The sequence below is a fragment of the Solidesulfovibrio carbinoliphilus subsp. oakridgensis genome (genome assembly GCF_000177215.2).
Taxonomy (GTDB): domain Bacteria; phylum Desulfobacterota; class Desulfovibrionia; order Desulfovibrionales; family Desulfovibrionaceae; genus Solidesulfovibrio; species Solidesulfovibrio carbinoliphilus.
On sequence record NZ_CM001368.1, the window covers coordinates 2,397,243 to 2,416,201 of the forward strand.

18 protein-coding genes are annotated in these 18,959 nt (G+C 67.8%); 10 read left to right on the forward strand and 8 right to left on the reverse strand.

What is annotated here, in order from left to right; translation table 11 throughout:
* Positions 1-41: 41 nt before the first annotated feature.
* Positions 42-2,582 (forward strand): ABC transporter ATP-binding protein/permease, encoded by a 2,541-nt coding sequence (locus tag DFW101_RS10390; protein WP_009181472.1) that lies wholly within the window; start codon positions 42-44, stop codon positions 2,580-2,582.
* Positions 2,548-3,072, forward strand: coding sequence for a Crp/Fnr family transcriptional regulator (locus tag DFW101_RS10395; RefSeq protein WP_009181473.1), 525 nt, complete (start codon positions 2,548-2,550; stop codon positions 3,070-3,072). The genes DFW101_RS10390 and DFW101_RS10395 overlap by 35 nt, the downstream gene beginning before the upstream one ends.
* Positions 3,073-3,148: 76 nt before the next feature.
* Here DFW101_RS10395 and DFW101_RS10400 read toward each other — a convergent pair whose 3' ends face one another.
* The 3 genes from DFW101_RS10400 to DFW101_RS10410 all read right to left on the reverse strand — a co-directional run bounded on the left by DFW101_RS10400 (position 3,149) and on the right by DFW101_RS10410 (position 5,636).
* Complete coding sequence (locus tag DFW101_RS10400) at positions 3,149-3,997, reverse strand: class I SAM-dependent methyltransferase (RefSeq protein ID WP_009181474.1); 849 nt, start codon at positions 3,995-3,997, stop codon at positions 3,149-3,151.
* Between the two features lie 79 nt (positions 3,998-4,076).
* Positions 4,077-5,228 (reverse strand): glutamate 5-kinase, encoded by a 1,152-nt coding sequence (gene proB, locus DFW101_RS10405; protein WP_009181475.1) that lies wholly within the window; start codon positions 5,226-5,228, stop codon positions 4,077-4,079.
* Positions 5,229-5,399: 171 nt separating this feature from the next.
* Entirely contained in the window at positions 5,400-5,636 is a 237-nt protein-coding gene (locus DFW101_RS10410; protein ID WP_009181476.1) for a hypothetical protein, read from the reverse strand.
* A gap of 133 nt (positions 5,637-5,769) precedes the next feature.
* Between DFW101_RS10410 and DFW101_RS10415 the strand changes: the two genes are divergently transcribed.
* From DFW101_RS10415 to DFW101_RS10450, 8 genes are all read left to right on the forward strand, one after another.
* Positions 5,770-6,489, forward strand: coding sequence for a 2-phosphosulfolactate phosphatase (locus tag DFW101_RS10415; protein WP_009181477.1), 720 nt, complete (start codon positions 5,770-5,772; stop codon positions 6,487-6,489).
* Positions 6,490-6,583: 94 nt separating this feature from the next.
* Positions 6,584-7,567, forward strand: a complete 984-nt coding sequence (locus DFW101_RS10420; RefSeq protein WP_009181478.1) for an HD-GYP domain-containing protein — start codon at positions 6,584-6,586, stop codon at positions 7,565-7,567.
* Positions 7,568-7,577: 10 nt separating this feature from the next.
* Entirely contained in the window at positions 7,578-7,787 is a 210-nt protein-coding gene (locus DFW101_RS10425; protein ID WP_009181479.1) for a dual CXXC motif small (seleno)protein, read from the forward strand.
* A 237-nt stretch (positions 7,788-8,024) separates the two neighbouring features.
* Complete coding sequence (locus DFW101_RS10430; protein ID WP_009181480.1) at positions 8,025-8,288, forward strand: hypothetical protein; 264 nt, start codon at positions 8,025-8,027, stop codon at positions 8,286-8,288.
* 261 nt (positions 8,289-8,549) lie between these two features.
* Entirely contained in the window at positions 8,550-9,776 is a 1,227-nt protein-coding gene (locus DFW101_RS10435) for a sodium/hydrogen exchanger (RefSeq protein ID WP_009181481.1), read from the forward strand.
* 81 nt (positions 9,777-9,857) lie between these two features.
* Positions 9,858-10,520, forward strand: a complete 663-nt coding sequence (locus DFW101_RS10440) for a trimeric intracellular cation channel family protein (protein ID WP_009181482.1) — start codon at positions 9,858-9,860, stop codon at positions 10,518-10,520.
* 131 nt (positions 10,521-10,651) lie between these two features.
* Positions 10,652-11,335, forward strand: coding sequence for an HAD family hydrolase (locus DFW101_RS10445; RefSeq protein ID WP_009181483.1), 684 nt, complete (start codon positions 10,652-10,654; stop codon positions 11,333-11,335).
* Positions 11,336-11,374: 39 nt separating this feature from the next.
* Positions 11,375-11,752 carry a NifB/NifX family molybdenum-iron cluster-binding protein gene (locus tag DFW101_RS10450; protein ID WP_009181484.1) on the forward strand — a complete coding sequence of 126 codons (378 nt, stop codon included), beginning with the start codon at positions 11,375-11,377 and terminating at the stop codon, positions 11,750-11,752.
* 98 nt (positions 11,753-11,850) lie between these two features.
* On the opposite strand, the gene asnB (DFW101_RS10455) is transcribed toward DFW101_RS10450, so the two are convergent.
* The 5 genes from asnB (DFW101_RS10455) to DFW101_RS10475 form a co-directional block, all read right to left on the reverse strand.
* Positions 11,851-13,770, reverse strand: a complete 1,920-nt coding sequence (gene asnB, locus DFW101_RS10455; protein WP_009181485.1) for an asparagine synthase (glutamine-hydrolyzing) — start codon at positions 13,768-13,770, stop codon at positions 11,851-11,853.
* 150 nt (positions 13,771-13,920) lie between these two features.
* On the reverse strand, positions 13,921-15,066 hold the full coding sequence (locus DFW101_RS10460; protein WP_009181486.1) for a glycosyltransferase family 4 protein: 1,146 nt from the start codon (positions 15,064-15,066) through the stop codon (positions 13,921-13,923).
* A 105-nt stretch (positions 15,067-15,171) separates the two neighbouring features.
* Positions 15,172-16,026, reverse strand: a complete 855-nt coding sequence (locus DFW101_RS10465; RefSeq protein ID WP_009181487.1) for a class I SAM-dependent methyltransferase — start codon at positions 16,024-16,026, stop codon at positions 15,172-15,174.
* A gap of 1 nt (position 16,027) precedes the next feature.
* Positions 16,028-17,890: an asparagine synthase (glutamine-hydrolyzing) gene (asnB, locus tag DFW101_RS10470; RefSeq protein WP_009181488.1), complete on the reverse strand. Its 1,863-nt coding sequence runs from the start codon at positions 17,888-17,890 to the stop codon at positions 16,028-16,030.
* Between the two features lie 96 nt (positions 17,891-17,986).
* The gene (locus DFW101_RS10475; protein ID WP_009181489.1) at positions 17,987-18,955 is read right to left on the reverse strand and encodes a glycosyltransferase family 2 protein; all 969 of its coding nucleotides are present in this window, start codon (positions 18,953-18,955) and stop codon (positions 17,987-17,989) included.
* Between the last annotated feature and the right edge of the window lie 4 nt (positions 18,956-18,959).

Here is an 18,959-nt window from a genome sequence, read left to right on the forward strand (position 1 = left end):
CGGCGCCCCTGCGACACCACAGACCAAAGGCGGACCGGTCCATGAAGCTTCGTCCCGACATCCCGGATATCCTCTACAAGCGCTCCCTCTTCTCCTGGGTCTGGACCAGCAACCTGAAACTCCAGGGCCTGCTCCTTTGCATCATCGTGGTCCTGGTGGCGGTGCGCGTCCTGCCGCTCGAGATGCAAAAAAAGATCATCAACCAGGCCATCGGCTTGAAGCGCGTGGACCTGCTGCTCATGTACTGCGGCTACTACCTCGCCTGCGTGGTGGCCGCCTCGGGGCTCAAGCTCGCGGTCAACGCCCTGCAGAACTACATCGGCCAACAGTCCCTGACCGACCTCAGAAAGCAACTCTACGCCCACATCCTGACCCTTCCCATGTCCTTTTTCCGCAAGGCCTCGCCCGGCATGGTCGTGTCCTCGCTCATCTCCGAGGTGGCCAACACCGGCGAGTTCGTGGGCCAGGCCATTGCCGTGCCCGTCACCAACCTGCTGACACTGCTCGCCTTCGCCGGCTACCTGTTCTACCTCAACCCGCTCATGGCCATCATCAGCATGGCCCTTTACCCCATCGCCATCCTGGTCATCCCGGCCCTGCAAAAGCGGGCCAACGCCGCCAACAAGGAGCGCGTGGACACCGGCCGCCGGATGTCGACGCTCATAAGCGAAACCATCTCCGGCATCCACGAGGTCCACGGCAACGCCAGCTTCCGCCTGGAAAACCGCCGGTTCGGGGCCATGTCCGACGCCCTGTTCCGGGTCCGGGTGGTCTGGAACCTGTATAAGTTCACCATCAAGGTCTCCAACAACTTCTTCCAGAACCTCGGCCCCTTCGTCCTCTTCCTGGTCGGCGGCTACCTGGCCATAAACGGCCGCTTCGACCTCGGGGCCCTGGTCGCCTTCCTGTCGGCCAACGAGAAGCTCTACGACCCCTGGAAGGAGCTCATGGACTTCTACCAGACCTGGCAGGACGCCTCGGTCAGCTACGGCCGGATCATGGAATACTTCCAGGGCGATCCGGAATTTCTGTCCGAGCCCGAGGAGCCCCGGCCGCCCGTGGCCCTGGACGGAACCGTGGCGGCCAAGGACCTGGTCCTCGAGGTGCCGGGCGGCATCCAGCTCTTAAAAGGCGTGTCGCTCGACATCAACCCCGGCGAACAGGTGGCCCTGGTCGGCTTTTCCGGCTCGGGCAAGTCGACCCTGGCCCTTTGCCTGTGCCAGATCCTCAAGTACACGGCCGGCACGGCCACGCTGTCGGGCCAGGACATCGCCGGCATGCCCAAGTCCGACATCGCGGACAATGTCGGCATCGTGTCCCAGCACCCGTTCATTTTCGAGGGCTCGATCAAGGACAACCTGCTCTATTCGATCAACGCCCGGCGCGAGGCCCACGGCAGGCTCGGCGAGGACGGCCTGCCGAGCCTGGACGAGATCATCGCCGTGGTGCAGCAGGTCGGGCTTTTCGCGGATATCCTGCGGTTCGCCCTCAATTCGGTCTTCAAGGAAGGCAGGAAGGAGCACCTGGTGAAAAAGGTGGTGCGCGTGCGCGAGGCCTACCACGCCGGCCACGGCGAGGCCCTGGCCGATTCGGTCGAGTTCTTCGACCCCACCCGCTACCTCTATTTCAGCTCCGTGGCCGAGAACCTGCTCTTCGGCACCCCGTCCCGCGACGATCTGACCCCGGAAAACCTGACGCAAAACCCCTTTTTCGTGAACTTCCTCCACGAGGCCGGGCTCAAGATGCTGCTTATGCAGACCGGGGCCGAGCTGACCAGCCGGACGGTCGACATCTTAAAGGACGTGCCCTCCCCGGACGCCACCTTCTTCGAGCAGACCCCGATCACGGTGGACGAATTCGACGCCTACCGCGAACTGGCCGGCCGGCTCGGCCGGGTGCGGCTGCACAAGCTGTCGGAAAACGACGAGCGCCTGCTGCTGGCCCTGGCCCTGCGCTTCACGCCCGGCCGCCACGCCATCGTGACGCTCTCCCCCATCCTGGAGGGCCTGCTCCTCCAGGGCCGGGCCATGTTCGCCGAGCGGATCGAGACCGACCTGCCCGGCGCGGTCACCTTTTTCCGGCGCGACGACTACCTCTATTCCATGACCGTCATGGACAACATCCTGTTTGGCCGCGTCAAGACCAACAGCCAGAAGGTCCTGGACCAGATCCAGAAGACCATCGTCAGCCTGCTGATCGAGGAGGACATGCTGGAGCGGATCCTGGAAATCGGCCTGGATTTCCCGGTCGGGTCCATGGGCGACCGGCTGTCCGGCGGCCAGCGGCAAAAGGTGGCGCTGGCCCGGGCCTTTCTGAAGGAACCGCCCATCCTCATCCTGGACGAGGCCACGGCCGCCCTCGACAACGCCTCCCAGGCCCGCATCCAGAATCTGCTCGAATCCAAGTGGAAGGGACGGTCCACGGTCATCTCCGTGGTCCACCGGCTCGACATCATCAAGAATTTCGACAAGGTGGCCGTGATGAAGGCCGGGCGCATCGTCGAAGTCGGCTCCTATGCGGCGCTCATGGAAAAAAAGGGGATGCTCTATGACCTCGTCCACGGATCAGCGGCAAGGGCCTAAGGCCTGCGGTTTCAACGACTATCTGGACATCCTGCGCGAACTGCCGGTCTTTAACGGCGTGCCCCTCGACGTCGTCAAGGTCCTGGCCTACCTGGCCGGCCGGGAGGGGTTCGGGGCGGGCGATGCCTTGTGCGAACAGGGCGAGCCCGTGGACCGGTGCTTCTACGTGCTGTGCGGCGAGGTGGAGGTGGCGCGCCAGGCCGAGGGCTGCGAAACCACGCTCATCCGGCGCGGCGAGGGCTATTTCTTCGGCGGGCTCGGGCTTCTGGCTTCGGCCAAGGCCCTTTACACCGTTCGGGCCGCGGCGGACGTCGAGTGCCTGACGCTTTCCAAGGAAAAGTTCCTGAAGACGGCCGAGCGGTTTCCGGAGATCCTGCCCAAGATCCTCGGCAACGTGGTGGACCACATCTTCCGCTGGGAAGCGGCGTTTCTGGCCACCCACGCCGGCGAGTGCGTCAAGACCGGGGAAATGGGCCTGAGCCTTTTCTAGACGGCCCCCTATTCGCTTCACGTTTTGAAGCGAATAGGGGCGTTATTCGCTTCATCCGCCAGCGAGGCCGGCCGCTTCAGACCGGCTTTTCCGTCACGAAGACCACGGAATTGTAGCGCAAAAAGCCGGCCTTTTCCCCGGCCTTGTAGGCGGCTTCGTAGAGGGCGTGGGTGTCGCCGTCGATGATGCCCGGCATCTCGGACGGCTTGTAAAAGGCCACGTGGACGCCGACCGTGGTCGGCTGGGCCCGGGCGGCGAGAAGGCCTGGCAGGTCGTCGCCGAAATCCGTGACCACCAGGGACCCGCCCTGGCGGACCGGGTCGCCGTGGTGGACCGGCGGGAGCAGGTCTTCCCGGTCGCCGTCCCGCAGCCGGACCCGGGTGGTGGTGGCGTGGCCCTCGTGCAGGGGCACGGTGAAGACGTGGCGGCCGCCCGGAGAAAGGACCCGCCAGACCTCGTCAAAGGCCCGCCAGGGATCGGCCACGTGCTCGAAGATGTCCTGGGTGACGACCAGGTCGAAGGCGGCGTCGGCGAAGCTCAGCCGCTCCAGGTCCTCGCAGCGCAGGCCGCTGGCCGCGCAGGACCCGGGCGCGGCCAGTTCGGGCACGTATTCCGAACAGACGTAGCCCGGCAGGCAGCGCAGGCGTTCGTGCAGCGGGCCGGCGGCCTGGGCCTCGAAGACCCGCCAGGAGGCCATGGCCGGCAGGGCCTCCGGCAGAAGCCGGCACCCGGGGCCGGCCGCCAGCCGGGAAAGGACCCGGGCCAGGTCGCGGGTCCGTCGGCTGGCCCGGCAGACCGCACATCTGGTCTCGCGCAGGCTGTGCCCGGGCCGGATCGGCGCGAACACGGCCTTCTCTCCACAGACCGAACACAGGCCGTCGCTCTCGAAAACATCCCATCCCTGACACTTGGCCATGGCTTCCATGCGCGCTCCTACCCCCCATTGGGGAGGGTCCGGGAGGGAATCATTCCCTCCCGGCGGGGTCCGGGGCAGAGCTCCGGTCTTAAATGGCCGCATCCAACAACAGATTGTCCCGGTGCACGGCCTCGGTGTAGGCGGCCTCGCCGAGGACCTGGGCGATGCGCGAACTTTTGAGGCCCATGATCTTGCGCAGGTCGGCCGCGCCGTAGTTGGAGAGCCCGACGCCGATGACCGCGCCGTCGACCGCAACCACCCGGACCATGGCCCCGACCGGGAAATCGCCGGCCACGTCCACGATGCCGGCCGGGAGCAGGCTCTTGCCGTGGTCGCGAAGGGCGGCCGCCGCGCCGTCGTCGACGACCAGCGTCCCTTGCGGCTCGTGGTGGTAGGCCAGCCAGAACTTGCGCCTGGGGATGGGCTTGCACCCGGAAAGGACGAACGTGCCGACCTCGTCGCCGGCAAAGGCCCGGGTGAGGGCGCCCGGCTCGCGCCCGGCCAGGATGAGCGTGGGCACGCCGAGCTGGGCCACGCGCCGGGCGGCCAGGAGCTTCGAGTGCATGCCGCCGGTGCCAAGGGTGGTCTTGGAGCCGCACATGGCGTCGAGGTCCCGCTCGCCGATGTCCTCGATGACGGCCATGGGCGCGGCGGCCGGGTCCTCGTCCGGGCTTGTGGCGAAAACGCCCCGGGCCGAGGTCAGGTTGACGAAGACCTCCGCCCCGATGGCCCCGACGAGCAGGCTGCCCAGGCAGTCGTTGTCCCCGTAGACCAGCTCGGCAATGGCCACCGAGTCGTTTTCGTTGACCACGGGCACGGCCCCGAGGTCAAACAGCGTGGACAGGGTGTTTCGCAGGTTGAGGTAGCGCTCGCGGTTGTCGAGGTCGTCGCGGGTCAGGAGCACCTGGGCGGCAATGCGGCCGTGGCGGGCGAATTCCTGGTCGTAGGCGTGCATGAGCCGGCTTTGGCCGATGGCCGAGGCGGCCTGCCGGTGGGGAAGCGAGGTTCGGTCGTAGCGGTCGCCGAGGACTTCGCGGCCGGCGGCCACGGCGCCGCTCGAAACGAGCAGCACCTGCCGGCCCGAGGCGGCGAGGGCGGCGATCTGGGCGGCCAGGCTGGCCACCACGGCGGCGTCGATGCCGTTGGCCCCGGCCAGGACCGCGCTGCCGACCTTGATGACCACCCGTTTGGCCTGGGAAAGGACAACACGGCGCCTCTCGCGCCAATCGCACTGGGCCATACGCCCTCCTGGACGAAATAAGGGGAGCACGCTTCGGCGCCGCCTGGGGACGGGCCGGCGGCCGGCCTCGTGTCGCGTCCTTTAAGGCCGTGCGTGCCTGCTTTTAATGCAACATCCGCAGCACGCTGGTTTTTTCTTAAAAAATACCGACGTATTTTTTATGGATGCGGCTCAGGCCGTCTCGTCGGCCACGGTGCCCCGGCGCTCTTCCGGCCGGCCGGCCGCGCCCTGTCCCGCCCCGTCCGCCGGCTCCGGCGGCGGGACACTTGTCACGCCGTGGCGGGCGGCAAAGGTCGCGTCGACCCCGGCCGCGTCGGCGGCCGCCACCCCGCGCGCCTTGGCCAGCCAGGGCGTGTATTCGGGGATGACCGGCAAAAGCGGCGGCATCGGTTCCGGACGTGCGGCCATGGCGGATGGCTCCGAAGCGGTTCTCGCGTTTTTTTCCTCATACGGCCAAGCCCGGCTCCTGGCAAGGCGGGCCACGGGCGTCTTTTCAAACCGCCCTCCCGCTGCTATGCCCCCGTGACGGGAGGGTTTTGCCGTGCGCATCAAAATGCTCGAGCTTCTCTCCGGGGCCGCCGAGGCCACGGGGACAGCTGTCATCATCGACGTCTTTCGGGCCTGCTCCGTGGCCTGCTACGCCTTTGCCGCCGGGGTGGAAAAGATCCTGCCGGTCGATACCGTGGAAGAGGCCCGGGCCTTGAAGGCCGCCCATCCGGAGTACGTGCTGGCTGGCGAACGCCACTGCCTGAAGCTTCCGGGCTTCGATTTCGGCAACTCCCCAAGCGAGGTCCGCCAGGCCGACCTCACCGGCAAGACCCTGGTCCACGCGACGTCCGCCGGCACGCGCGGCCTTTTCGCGGCCATGGACGTGGCCGACCGGGTGCTGACCTGCTCGTTTACCAACATGGCGGCCACGGCCGCGGCCCTGCGGGCCGCCGACCCGGCGGTCGTGTCCATCGTGGCCATGGGCAAGGCCGGCCTGTCCCACGCCCCGGAAGACAAGCTGTGCGCCATGTACCTGGCCAACGTCCTGCAGGGCGTGCCCAACGCCTTCGAGACCATCCCGCGATTCCTGCGGACCGCAACCACGGCCGAGATCTTTTTCGGCGACACGGCCATCGTGCCGGAAGAGGACTTCGACCTGTGCCTTGCCCTCGACGCCTTCGACTTCTACCTGGAAGCCACCCGCCTGCCCGACGGCCGGCCGGCGTTGCTGCGGCATTTCCCCGAAAGCCCCGCCCCGGTTTCCGTGGCCTAACCGACGAAGACGCCTCAAGTTTTTTGAGAGCCCGGCCGAAAGGACACGGACGCGGTCCCGCCGGACCGACGCGGGCACGCTCCGAGGAGGCGGCATGAAGGCAAAGGCCACAATGAACATGCGGGAAGAGACCTTTTTCGCGGTTTCCCCCCTGATGATCTTCCCCAAGGCCTTGGGGCGGTTTCGGGTCTACATCAAGCAGGCCGGAAACTTCGTGCTCTATGCCCCGGCCGGCGAGCAGTTCACCCCGCGCCACAGGCAAAAGCTCCACGACGCCGGCGTGGAGGAGGTCTTCATCCGGGGCGAGGAGCGGCCGGACTACGACCGGTACATCGAGAAGAACCTGCCGTTCATCCTCGGCGACACGGCCATTCCGGTCCCCGAGCGGGCCAAGGTCCTCTACACGGCCACCGACGCCGTGGTCCGCGACGTGTTCGACAAAAGGCTCCCCAAGGGCCTCGGCAAGCGCGAATACGCCCGGGTGGCCGCCCTGGTGGAAAAGAGCCTGCACTTTCTGGCCATGGAAGAGTCGCTCAAGTGCATCGCCGCCCTGGCCTCCCACGACTACACCGTGCATACCCACAACGTGCACGTCTTCGTCTATACCGCCGCCGTCCTGCAGGCCCTGAAGGCCGACGAATACACGCAGGTCCAGGCCGGCATCGGGGCCCTGCTCCACGACATCGGCAAGACCCGCATCCCGGGGGACATCCTGTCCAAGCCCGGCCCTTTGACCGCCGAGGAGCGCACGCTTATAAACACCCACCCGGCCAAGGGCGTGGCCCTGTGCCAGGAGGTGCCGCTGACCCAGACGGCCGCCGCCTGCATCCTCATGCACCACGAACGCATGGACGGGTCCGGCTACCCCGGCGAACTGCCCGGCGAGCTCATTCCCCTGCACGTGCGGGCCGTGGCCGTGGCCGACGTCTACGACGCCCTGACCACCACGCGGGCCTACGCCGACGCCATGCCCCCGTTCCAGGCCCTTCGCCTCATGCGCGACGACATGGGGGAGCAGTTCGACATGGACGTGTTCAAGCGCCTGATCATGATCCTGAGCGACGCGAACATGGTTTAAAGGAGCACCCATGGCTTTTTCCCGCATCCAGTTCCAGCCGACCACGGCCAAGGTGGCCTGCCCCGAGTGCGGCCAGGCCCTGACCTTCGACCGCACCTGCCTGCGGATCATGCTGTCGTGCCACGGCTGCGGCCGGGAGTTCGACCCGGCCCGCTTCGCCGCAGAGCTCGACGACGACTTCGACGAAGCCTACGCCAACGTGCCCTTAAACCGCATGTAGGCGAAGAAAGGAAAGGCGAACCGGGGGAGGGAACCCCTTTTTGCAAAAAGGGGTTCCCTCCCCCGGACCCCCACCCTCCCCAAAAACGCTTAACGGGGTGCGACCGGGCTTTTTCACCCCCGCCTCCGAAAAAATGATGCTCCGGGCGCCATCGCCCCGCCCTCCCATCGGGGGGGTCCGGGGGGATCATCCCCCCCGGCCGCCGGAGGCATCTTAATAAATCACAGGAGATACACCATGGCGGCAGGCGTTTGGGACGGGATCGACAAGGACCGGGTGTCGCGGGGCCTGGTCACGGCCTTCATGAGCGACGAATATTTGGAGGCCTTGGCCGACATCAACAACGCCGAGACCGCGGCGGAGATCCAGGCCGCCCGGGTGAAGGTCAAGGACCTCATGACCCTGTGGCGGGAAGAAGTGCCGGAATTCGCCTTTGCCATCGACGCGCTCTACCTCTTTTCGGAAAAGGTCGAGCAGCAGCTCGGGGGCGACGCGGGCTGAACGGCCGGTTCGGGCCCCGACACCGTCCGGCGGCCCGGCGGCCCGAGGGGTTGCCCGGCGGCGCTTGACGCGGGCCGGACCTTGCCATATTGTCATTTTCCCAAAGGGGAGTAGCTGTTTCGGACAGGGTCAACATCCCTGCGGCGCATGCGCCGCCTGGCCCTGTCGTCGGTCCTCCGGAACCGATCGGCGAGACCTTTGGCATGCGCGCGCGTGCCAAGGTCTTTTTTTTAGCCGGCCGCGCCAAACCGAGGAGACACCATGCGAAAAGCGCTTTTCCCCATGTGGCTGGCCGTGGCCGCCGCCCTGCCCGGGCTCGTCTGCGGCATCTTGTCCATCCACCTGTCCCCGCCCCAGGCGGCCGCCGTGTCCGGCGCGGCCATCCTCGGGGCTTCGTTCCTGCTCCTTTGGGCCTGCGACGTGGCCCAGCACGACATTCCCCAAGCCCTGGCCCTGGCCGTGGTGGCCCTGATCGCCGTTTTGCCGGAATACGCCGTGGACATGTATTTCACCTGGATGGCCGGCCAGGAGCCCGAGTCCGACTACGTCCACTACGCCATCGCCAACATGACCGGGGCCAACCGGATGCTGATCGGCCTGGCCTGGACCACGGTGGCGGCCATTGTCTGGTGGCGCCAGCGCACGGCCGTGGTCCTGGGGTTCCAGCGGCGCACCGAGGTCCTGTTCCTCGGCCTGGCCACGATCTACGCCATGACCATTCCGCTCTTCGGTTCGCTCACCTGGATGGACGGCGTGGTCCTCATCGGCCTCTACTGCGTCTACATCGTCATCGTCTCCCGCCGCGAGAGCGAGGAGCCGGAGCTTTCGGGCGTGGCCGCCTGGCTCGGCCAGCTGCCCCGGATCAAACGCCGGCTGACCACGGGCCTGCTCTTTCTTTTCGCCGCCGGGGTCATCGTGGCCAATGCCGAGGGGTTCAGCGAGGGGCTGGTGGCCACGGGCAAGATCCTTGGCATAAACGAGTTCCTGCTCGTGCAGTGGCTGGCCCCCATCGCCTCGGAGGCCCCGGAATTCATCGTGGCCATCATGTTCGCCCTGCGCGGCCAGGGCGGGCTGGCCCTTGGCAGCCTCATCTCGTCGAAGCTCAACCAGTGGACGCTCCTGGTCGGCATGATTCCGGCCGTCTACGGCATTTCGGCCGGCACCTTCGCCGTGCCCATGCCGCTTGACAGCCTGCAGATGCACGAGATCCTCCTGACCGCCGCCCAGTCGCTTCTGGCCGTGGGACTCCTGGCCGGCCTTCGCCTGTCGATCCGGGGGGCGGTGCTCCTGTTCGTCCTTTTCATCGGCCAGTTCCTGGCCCCGGCCGTGCCCCAGGAGGTCTGGGCCCGCCTGCCCGGGAACCTGAACGGCACCCAGGTCCACTTCCTCTTCACCTTCCTCTACTGCGCCATCTTCCTGGTCATGCTGCCGCGCATCGTGCCGCAGCTGGCCGGCCTCGTCCGGCGGACCCCGAAAAAGGCCTCTTGACGCGGCCTCCGGCCGATCCTATGTACCGCGCCCCGCCCCGAGGAGTCCCTCGGGGCGGGGAACGCCGCCGAAGGAGCGCCCATGAGCCAGGGTTTCGAACTGCCGCTGTATCTGGATCTTTTCGCCGTCTTTTTGATGGCCGCCACCGGGGCCATCGAGGCCATCCGCCGGGAGTTCGACCTGGTGGGGCTGCTTGGCCTGGCCCTGGCCACGGGCGTCGGCGGGGCCCTCATCCGCGACGGCATCTTTCTTCAGGCCGGGGTGCCGGCCGTGGTCAGGAACCAGGACTACCTCTTTGCCGTGGCCGCCGCGGCCCTGGCCTGCCTGGTCTTCGGCCGCCGGGCCGTGTTGTCGGAAAAATTCGTGGCCCTGGTCGACGCGGCGGCCCTTGGCGCCTATGCCGTGGTCGGCATGGAAAAGTCCCTGGCCTTTGGCCTGGACTTCGCCCCGGCCGTGCTGGTCGGCACGGTCAACGCCTGTGGCGGCGGGCTGTTGCGCGACGTGTTGACCCGCGAGGAGCCGCTGGTTTTCCGGCCGGGCCAGTTCTACGCCTTCGCGGCCCTGATCGGCTGCCTGGCCTATCCGTTCCTGCGCCAGTCCCTGGGCTTTGCCCCCCTGAACGCCGCCCTGGCCACCATCGTCATCACCTTCGGCCTGCGCGTCCTGGCCATCACCCGCAACTGGCGCACCCGCCCGGTCTGCGAGACCGGCCTTTTCCGCCGTCGCCATCCCCCCGTCGCCTGACGCGCGGGCCATCGCCCGACGCCCCGGCCGTCCCTTGACGCCGCCCGGCCAAAATCGTCTAAGAAGGAGAGGCCGGCCCTGGCGGCCACGGCGTCAACCCCGCCGGCCGGCGGGAAAGGGGGAGTCCTGCGGTGACACGGCCCATTACCACGCTTTTCAGCGATGTCGGCGGCGTGCTTCTGACCAACGGCTGGGACCGGCGGTCGAGACGGCTCGCGGCCGAGACCTTCGACCTCGATCCGGACGAGATGGACGAGCGCCACCACCTGACCTTCGACGCCTACGAGGAAGGCAAACTCAGCCTCGACGACTATCTGGACCGGACCGTGTTCCACGCCCCCCGGCCTTTCGACCGAAAGGCCTTTACGGACTTCATGTACGCCCAGTCGAGGCCGCTTCCCGCCATGCTCGAATACGTGCGCGGCTTAAAGGCCGCCCAGGGCATCAAGATCGTGGCCGTCAACAACGAGGGCCGCGAACTGAACGTCTACCGCATCCGGACCTTTGGCCTCGGCTGTTTCATGGACGCCTTCGTGTCCTCGTGCTTCGTCCACTTCCGAAAGCCCGACGCCGACATCTTCCGCATCGCCCTGGACATCGCCCAGGCCGCGCCCGAGGAATCGGCCTACATCGACGACCGGGCCCTGTTCGTGGAAGTGGCCGCCACGCTTGGAATCCGGGGCGTGGTCCACCGGAGCGCCGAGGCCACGGCCAAGGAGCTGGCGGCCATGGGCGGCTTCGCCCCGTTCTGCTCCCCGTCCCCGGCCTGGGCCGGCCCGGTGCCCGGGGCCAAGGGACTTTCCTCTCCCGGCTAAACACGGTAGGAAGGCGGGGTGCATACAGAGGAGACCGAGATGACCAAGATCGCCATTCCTTCCCGAGACGGCCAGGTGGACCAGCACTTCGGCCACTGCGGCTATTTCACGATCCTCTCCGTCGGCGCGGACAACACCATTGCCGGGGAAGAGACCTTCGCCCCGCCGGCCGAGTGCGGCTGCCGCTCCAATCTGGTGGAAACGCTTCTCGGCATGGGCGTCACCGTGCTCATCGCCGGCAACATGGGCCAGGGCGCGGCCGACAAGCTCAGCCGTTCCGGCATCACCGTCATTCGCGGCGCCGGCGGCCCGGTCCATGACGCGGCCGCCGCCTACCTGGCCGGCACGCTCACCGACAGCGCCGAACTGTGCCAGGCCCACGAGCACGGCCACGACTGCCTGCATCCGCTGACGTAGCACGCAGGGAAAAGCCTCGGGCGGCCGGGAGGGGATTTTCCACCCCGGCCGCCCGAGGCATCTCCCCCCTCCTCCGTTCCTCCGCTCCTCTCCCCGCTTTACAGATACCGGCGCAGCCACAGCTCCAGCATGACCAGGGCGAAGAGCCGCTTGCCATGGTCGGCCCGGCCGGTTTCGTGGGCGGCGAGCAGGGCTTCGACGGCTTCGGGGCGGGCGATGTCCTTCACAAGGCGGCCGCCGGAGAGGAGATCGCGGGCAAAGGCGCGAAGCGGCCCCCGGAACCAGCCGGCCAGGGGCAGGCCGAAGCCGCGCTTGGGCTGGTCGGCGATGCGGGGCGGGAGAAGGGGGGCGAAGGCCCGGCGCAGAAGATACTTGCCGGTTTTGCCGCGCAGCTTGCAGCGCACGGGCAGGCGGGCGGCGAAGGCGGCCAGCTCCACGTCGAGAAAGGGCGAGCGGCCCTCCAGGCCGTGGGCCATGGCCATGCGGTCGGCTTTGACGAGCAGATCGCCGGGCAGATAGATGCTCGAATCCGCGAAAAGGCCCCGGTCGAGCGGGTTGTCGGCCGTGGCCGCGGCAAAGGCGGCCTCGTAAAGGGCCACGGTGTCGCCCCGGACGGCATCCAGACGGGCGGCCCGGGCGAATTCCGGACGCAGGAGAGCGTCGCGGTCCCAGGGGGAGAAATAGGAGCCCCAGCGGGCGAGGCTCCCGGCCCGGGGCAGGCGGACGGCCTGGGCCAGGCGGGCGATGCCGGCCCGCCAGTCGGCTTCCACGGGCACATCGCCCTGGGCGGGAAGTTTGCCGGCCAGCCAGGGCACGAACCGCTGGGTCACGGCATGGGGCAGCCGGGCGTAGGCATCGGCCAGGGGATCGAGGAAGTAGCGCTGGTAGCCGGCGAACATCTCGTCCCCGCCGTCGCCGTTCAGGGCCACGGTCACGTGCTCCCGGGTCAGCCGGCACAGGTGCCAGGCGGCCAGAGCCGAGGGATCGGCAAAGGGCATGTCCGTGGCGGCCACCACGTCTTCCATGACGTCCCGGGCCGCGGCGAAGCCGAGGGTGAATTCCGTGTGCTCGGTGCCGAAGCGGTCGGCCACGGCCCGGGCCTTGGCCGTCTCGCTGAAGGCCTCTTCGGCGAAGCCGATGGAAAAGGTCCGCACCGGCCGGTCGGTCAGCCCGGCCATGACGGCGGTGACGATGCCGGAATCCACGCCGCCGGAAAGGTGGGCCCCGAGCGGCACGTCCGCGACCAGACGCAGGCGCACGGCCTCGGTGACCCGGACGCGCAGCTCCTCGGCCAGGGCGTCCACGGAGCCGGCGAGCTTGGGCAGATAGTCGAGCTGGAAATAACGGGCGGGGGGGCTGGCCCGGCCGTCGCGCCAGACGAGCGTGTGGCCGGCGGGCAGGCCCCTTATGCCGGCAAAACCGGTGGCCGGCTCGGGCACGTGCTGGAGGGTCAGGTAGTGGCCCACGGCGGCCGGATCGAGCCGGGCGGTCCGGCCGGGAAAGGCGAGGATGGCCTTGGGCTCGGAGCCGAAGACGAAGGCGCCGCCCTCCTCGGCGTAATAGAGGGGCTTTTTGCCGAACGGGTCCCGGGCCAGGAACAGCTCGCGCCGGTCGGCGTCCCAGAGGGCCAGGGCGAACATGCCGCGCAGCCGGGCCGCGCAGGCCGGGCCCAGCTCCTCGTAGAGGTGGACGATGACCTCGGTGTCGCTTCGGGTGGCGAAGACGTGGCCCGTGGCCTGCAACTCTTCGCGAAGGGCCTGGAAATTGTAGATCTCGCCGTTGAAAACCACGGCCAGGGAACGCGTCTCGTTGAAAAGCGGCTGGTCGCCGGTGGCCAGGTCAATGATGGCCAGCCGGCGATGGCCCAGGAAAGCCCCGCCGCCGCCGGCAAAGGCGTCGTGGTAAAACCCTTCGCCGTCCGGTCCCCGGTGGGCCAGGGACCGGGTCATGGCGGCCAGGGTGGCGCCAAGCTCCCCGGCCCCGCCCCGAGGTGTCACGAACCCGCAGATGCCGCACATGTCAGTATTCCTTGGGGAGAGAGAAGAGGGGGATGCCTCCGGCGGCCGGGGGGCGGCATGGTTCCATGGCCCCCCGGACCCCCTGGACTGATGAAGCAGTCCAGGCGCGAGGCTCTTTCCGAGGATGTCACTCTGTTGTTCCTTTTTCCTCTATGAGGAAAGAATAATTGGTTCTTTTCGGAAAAGGTCCAGGTAGGCCCCGGCCACCACGCGCCAGGAGTATTCCCGCACGACCTTGTCCCGGCCGGCCGCGCCGAGCCGCCAGCACAGGTTGCGGTCCCCGATCAGCCGGGTGAGGACGGAAGCCAGGGCGGCCGGATCGTCCGGGGGTACGAGAAAGCCGGTCCGGCCGTCCTCGACCAGCTCCTCGTTGCCGGCGATGCGGGTGGCGGCCACGGCCAGCCCGGCGGCCATGGCTTCGAGCACCGCGTTCGGCATGCCCTCGTCGCGGGAGGGAAAGACAAAGGCGTCGGCCTCGCGCAAAAGCTCCGGCATGTCCGCCCGGCCGACCCAGCCGGCGAACCGGACCCGGTCGCCAAGGCCAAGGCGCCTGGCCCGTTCGGCGAGTTCGCGACGAAGCGGCCCGTCGCCGACGATGGAAAGCTCGAAGCAGGCCGTTTCCGGCAGCCGGGCCAGGGCGTCCAGCAGCACGTCCAGGCCCTTTTGGCGGACCAGCCGGCCGACAAAGACCAGCCGCACCGGCCCTTCCCGCGACAGCTCGGACGCCGGGGTGAAAAGAGCCGTATCCACGCCGTTGGGAATCATGGCGATGGGTGTTTGACCGGCGGAGGTGCGGGCCAGTGCGGCCAGCCCCCGGCTGTTGGCCACCACATGGGCGGCCTGGCGCCAGAGAAAGCGGATCAAAGGCCCGGTCAGCCGGTGGTAGCCGGCCAGATCGTAGGGCTGGAACCCGGGCACGTCGCCGCCCCGAAGCGATACGACATAGGGAACGCCCCGCAAAAGCTTCAGGACCCAGGCCGCCGGGCCGCAGGGGATGCCGAAAAAGGCCACACACACGTCCGGCCGAAACTCCCGGGCCAGGACCGGCAAGGCCACGGCCGCGCTCCCCATGAACGAAAGCATCTCCAGCGGCGAACAGTGGTCGGCGTGGCGACGCAGGGCCGGCAGGCGCCGGACCGCGTAGCCGTCCACCGCCTCCCGCCGGGGCAGGCCCTTAAAGGCGGCCGTGACCACCCGCACGGCCACGCCCAGGCCGGCCAGCTCCCGGGCCAGGTTGGCCGTGGCGTTCCCCGCCCCGCCGCCGAGCGGCGGGTATTCGTAATTCAATAAAAGCATGCGAGAGGGGAACCCTTTTTGAAAAAAGGGGTTCCCCTCTCGCGCTCTCCCTTCCCAAAAACTTTCCATGGGTCGCTGTTGGTCCATCATTTGTTCGCCCACCCTTTACCCCGCCGGGGGGGTCCGGGGGGAATCATTCCCCCCGGTGGGGTCCGGGGCAAAGCCCCGGCCGCCGGAGGCATATATCACAGCCCGCGTCACGGCCAGCATCGCCGGGTCCCGGTCCTGGAAGTCGGGATGCAACCGGCCGGCTATGGCGGCGAAGGCTTCGGGGTCGCTGTCGGCTTCGAGGACGCTGGCGTCGAAGCCGGCGGCGGCCAGGGCGGCGAGGTGGTCGTCGAGACGCCAGCGGGGCAGGTCGCCGGGATTCAAAAACCACTTCCAGGCGAATTTGGAGAAGAGGAGAAAATGGAAGGGATATTTGAAAAAGTGGTCCCGGTAGTCGACCCGGTGGAGCATGACGCCGCCCGGGGCCAGGAGCCGGCCGAGGTCGGCAAAGAGTGCCCCGGGGTCGGCCACGTGCTCGAGCACGGAATTGGAGACCACGAGGTCGATGGAACCGTCCGGCAGGCCGGCGAGGGTCCTGACCCGGTCCACGACGGAAAACCTGACCGTGGGGAAGCGGGGCACGAGCCCGCCCAGGTGCTTGGCGTCCAGGCCCACGTCAAAGGGGACGAAGGGTTCGTGGCAGACCACCTTGGCCGCGCCCAGGGCGGCCAGGGCATAGCCCACGCCGTTGGCCGCGCCGCTGCCGATTTCGAGAATCCGCTGGCCGGCGACGGAAACCCCGACCCGGGCCAGATCGGAAGCGTAGGCCTCGGCAATGGCCCAGGGATCGGTCAGGCCGGTATTGACCCGGTAATGGGGCAGGAACCGGCCCAGGGCATGCAGGCTGGCCTCACGGAAAAAAAAACGGCGGATGACCCGCAGGGCCACGTATTCGAGGGTATCGCGCTCCACGTCAGACTCCGCCCCCGGCCATACGCCGCAGGACCCACAGGTTCCAGAGAAACAGCCGGTGGTCCGCCGCGCCGGACCGGTGTTCCCGGATGCGGCTGTCGATGAAGGCCGTGGAAAGCCCGGTTTCGAGCGGCGACGGCGCGCCCATGGGGAGGGCGCCGTCGGCCAGCCAGCGGCCGACCGGCACACCGAAGCCCTGCTTGCGGCGGTAGATGATGTCGCGGGGCAGGACGGCCTCCAGGGCCTTTTTGAGGATGTACTTGGTGGTGCCCCGGCGAAACTTCCAGGCGTGCGGCATGGTGCGCACGAAATCGACCAGTTCGATGTCGAGGAAGGGTGCCCGGACCTCCAGGGAGTGCATCATGCCGGCCCGGTCGGTTTTGACCAGGATGTCGTCCTGCAAGTAGAGCCGGGTGTAGAACTCCATGGTCTTGTCCACCAGGCTTCGCGACGGGCAGGCCTCGAAGACCCCGATGGCCTCGCTGTAGAGGTCCTCGGCATCGACTGTTTCCTCGAAAAGGCCGGCGATCTCGTCCGGCGCCAGCGGCCCGAGCCAGGTCGGGTTCCACAGGCGCGGGGGAAAGGACAGGCCGCGCAAAAACCGGTTCACCTTGAAGCTCGCGTGCATGTAGCCGTGGCCGACGGGCAGCCGGGCGGCCAGGAGGGTCAGGGCGCGGTGGAGCGGCTTCGGGGCCAGCCGGGCATAGCACTCGGCCGCCCGGATGGCCCGGAACGGGTCGTAGCCGGCAAAAAGCTCGTCCGCGCCGTCGCCGCCAAGGGCGACGGTCACGTGTTTGCGGGTCTCCCGGCAAAGAAGGGCCGTTGGCACCAGGGACACGTCGCCCATGGGCTCGTCCAGCCGGCCGAGGATCTCGGGCATGAGGGAAAGGGCCGTCTCCAGGGAGAAACGGGCCTCGTGGTGGGTGACCCGGCAAAAGGCGGCGGCCCGGCGGGCCTTGGCCGACTCGTCGAAATCCGGGTCGTCGAAGCCGATGGAAAAGGCGGCGATGTCCGGGGCGTGCCGCACGGCCAGGGCGGTTATGGCCGAGGAATCGACCCCGCCGGAAAGAAAGACGCCAAGGGGCACGTCGGCCATGAGCCGCCGGGCCACGGCCGCGTCCAAAAGTTCGAGCAGCCGGCCGCCCCACTCCCGCTCCGGGTCGGCCGGCACCGCTTCCATGGGCTCGATGCAAAAGGACCACCACGTGCGGCGGACGACCGACAAGGTGCCGACGTCCACCAGCAGGTTCTCCCCGCCGGGCAGCTTGGCCGTGCCGGCATAGAGGGCATTGGGTCCGGGGATGAACCCGTAGGCGAAATACTTGCGAAGGACCGGCCGGGAGACGGAAAGGCCGGCCAGGGCGGGATGGGCGATGAGACTCGAAAGCTCCGAGGCAAAGGCGAAAAAGCCGGGCCGGGCGGCGTAGAAAAAAGGCTTCTTGCCGAACCGGTCCCGGGAGCAAAAAAGCTGTCCCCGGGCCTTGTCGTAGAGGGCAAAGGCCCACATGCCGTTTAAGTGTTCGGGCAGGGTCTCGCCCCACTCCCGCCAGCCGTGGAGCAGGACCTCGGTGTCGCTGTGGCCGGTGGCGAAGTGGTGGCCCTTGGCCGTCAGTTCCCGGCGAAGCGCGGCGTGGTTGTAGATCTCGCCGTTGTAGGTGACGGCCAGACTGCCGTCCGGCGTGGCCATGGGCTGGCGGCCGCCGGCCAGGTCGATGATGGCCAGCCGCCGGTGGGCCAGGAAGACCCCGGCCGGCGCATCGGCAAAGACGCCCTCCCCGTCCGGTCCGCGCCGGGCGAGCCGGCCGTTCATGGCGGCCAGGGCCGTGGCGTCGCCCGGACCGGCAAAGCCGCAGATGCCGCACACGGGATTAGCTCTGCCTCCTCGAAATCCGAGGGGGCGCATTCCGGGAACAACGCGTCCCGGGAGGCGTATTTTTCTTAAAAAATAGCATCATATTTTTTAAGGGCCACTCTTGGGCTCCTTGCAGTTGCGGGTGCAGTCCACGATGTAGGTCGGCTTGTCCTGGGACTCGTGGTAGGTGCGCATGAGGATCTCGGCAATGAGGCCCATGAAGATGGCCATGATGCCGATGAGGAGAAACATGACCACGGCCAGGGGCAGCGGCGTCTCGATGAAGCTCTTGCCGAGGACGAACTTGCAATAGAGCATGAACACGAAAAAAAAGGCCGATACGAGGAGGCTCGCCAGGCCGAAGCCGCCGAAGAGGTACATGGGCTTCTGGGCGTACTTGTCAAGGAACTTGACCGTCATGAGGTCCAGGATGACCTTGATGGTCCGTTCGATGCCGTACTTGGACTGGCCGTGGATGCGGGGGTGGTGGGTGACGCCGACCTCGGTCACCCGGGCGCCCTGCCAGGCGGCGTGGATGGGGATGAAGCGGTGCATCTCGCCGTAGAGCTTGACCCCCTTGATGATGGCCCGGCGGTAGGCCTTGAGCGAACAGCCGTAGTCGTGCAGGCGGACCCCCGAGATGGCGGAAATGAGCCCGTTGGCCACCTTGCTCGGGAAGTTGCGCTTGATCGGGTTGTCCTTGCGGTCCTTGCGCCAGCCCGAGACCACGTCGAAACCCTCGTCGAGCTTGGCCAAGAGGCGCGGAATGTCGGCCGGGTCGTTTTGCAGGTCCCCGTCCATGGGGATGAGGATGTCGCCCCGGGCCAGGTCGATGCCGGCCATCATGGCCGCGGTCTGGCCGAAGTTGCGGCGCAGGTGGACCACGCGCACCCGGTCGTTGCCGGCGGCCAGGGCGTCCAGGCGGGCCCTGGTGTCGTCGGTGGAGCCGTCGTTGACCAGGATGATCTCGAAGGGGTTGCCGAGGGACGGCAGGACGGCATCGAGCTTTTCGGCCAGCGGCCCGATGTTGTCCTGCTCGTTGTAAAGCGGAATGATGATGGAAAGCATATCCGGCATGGTC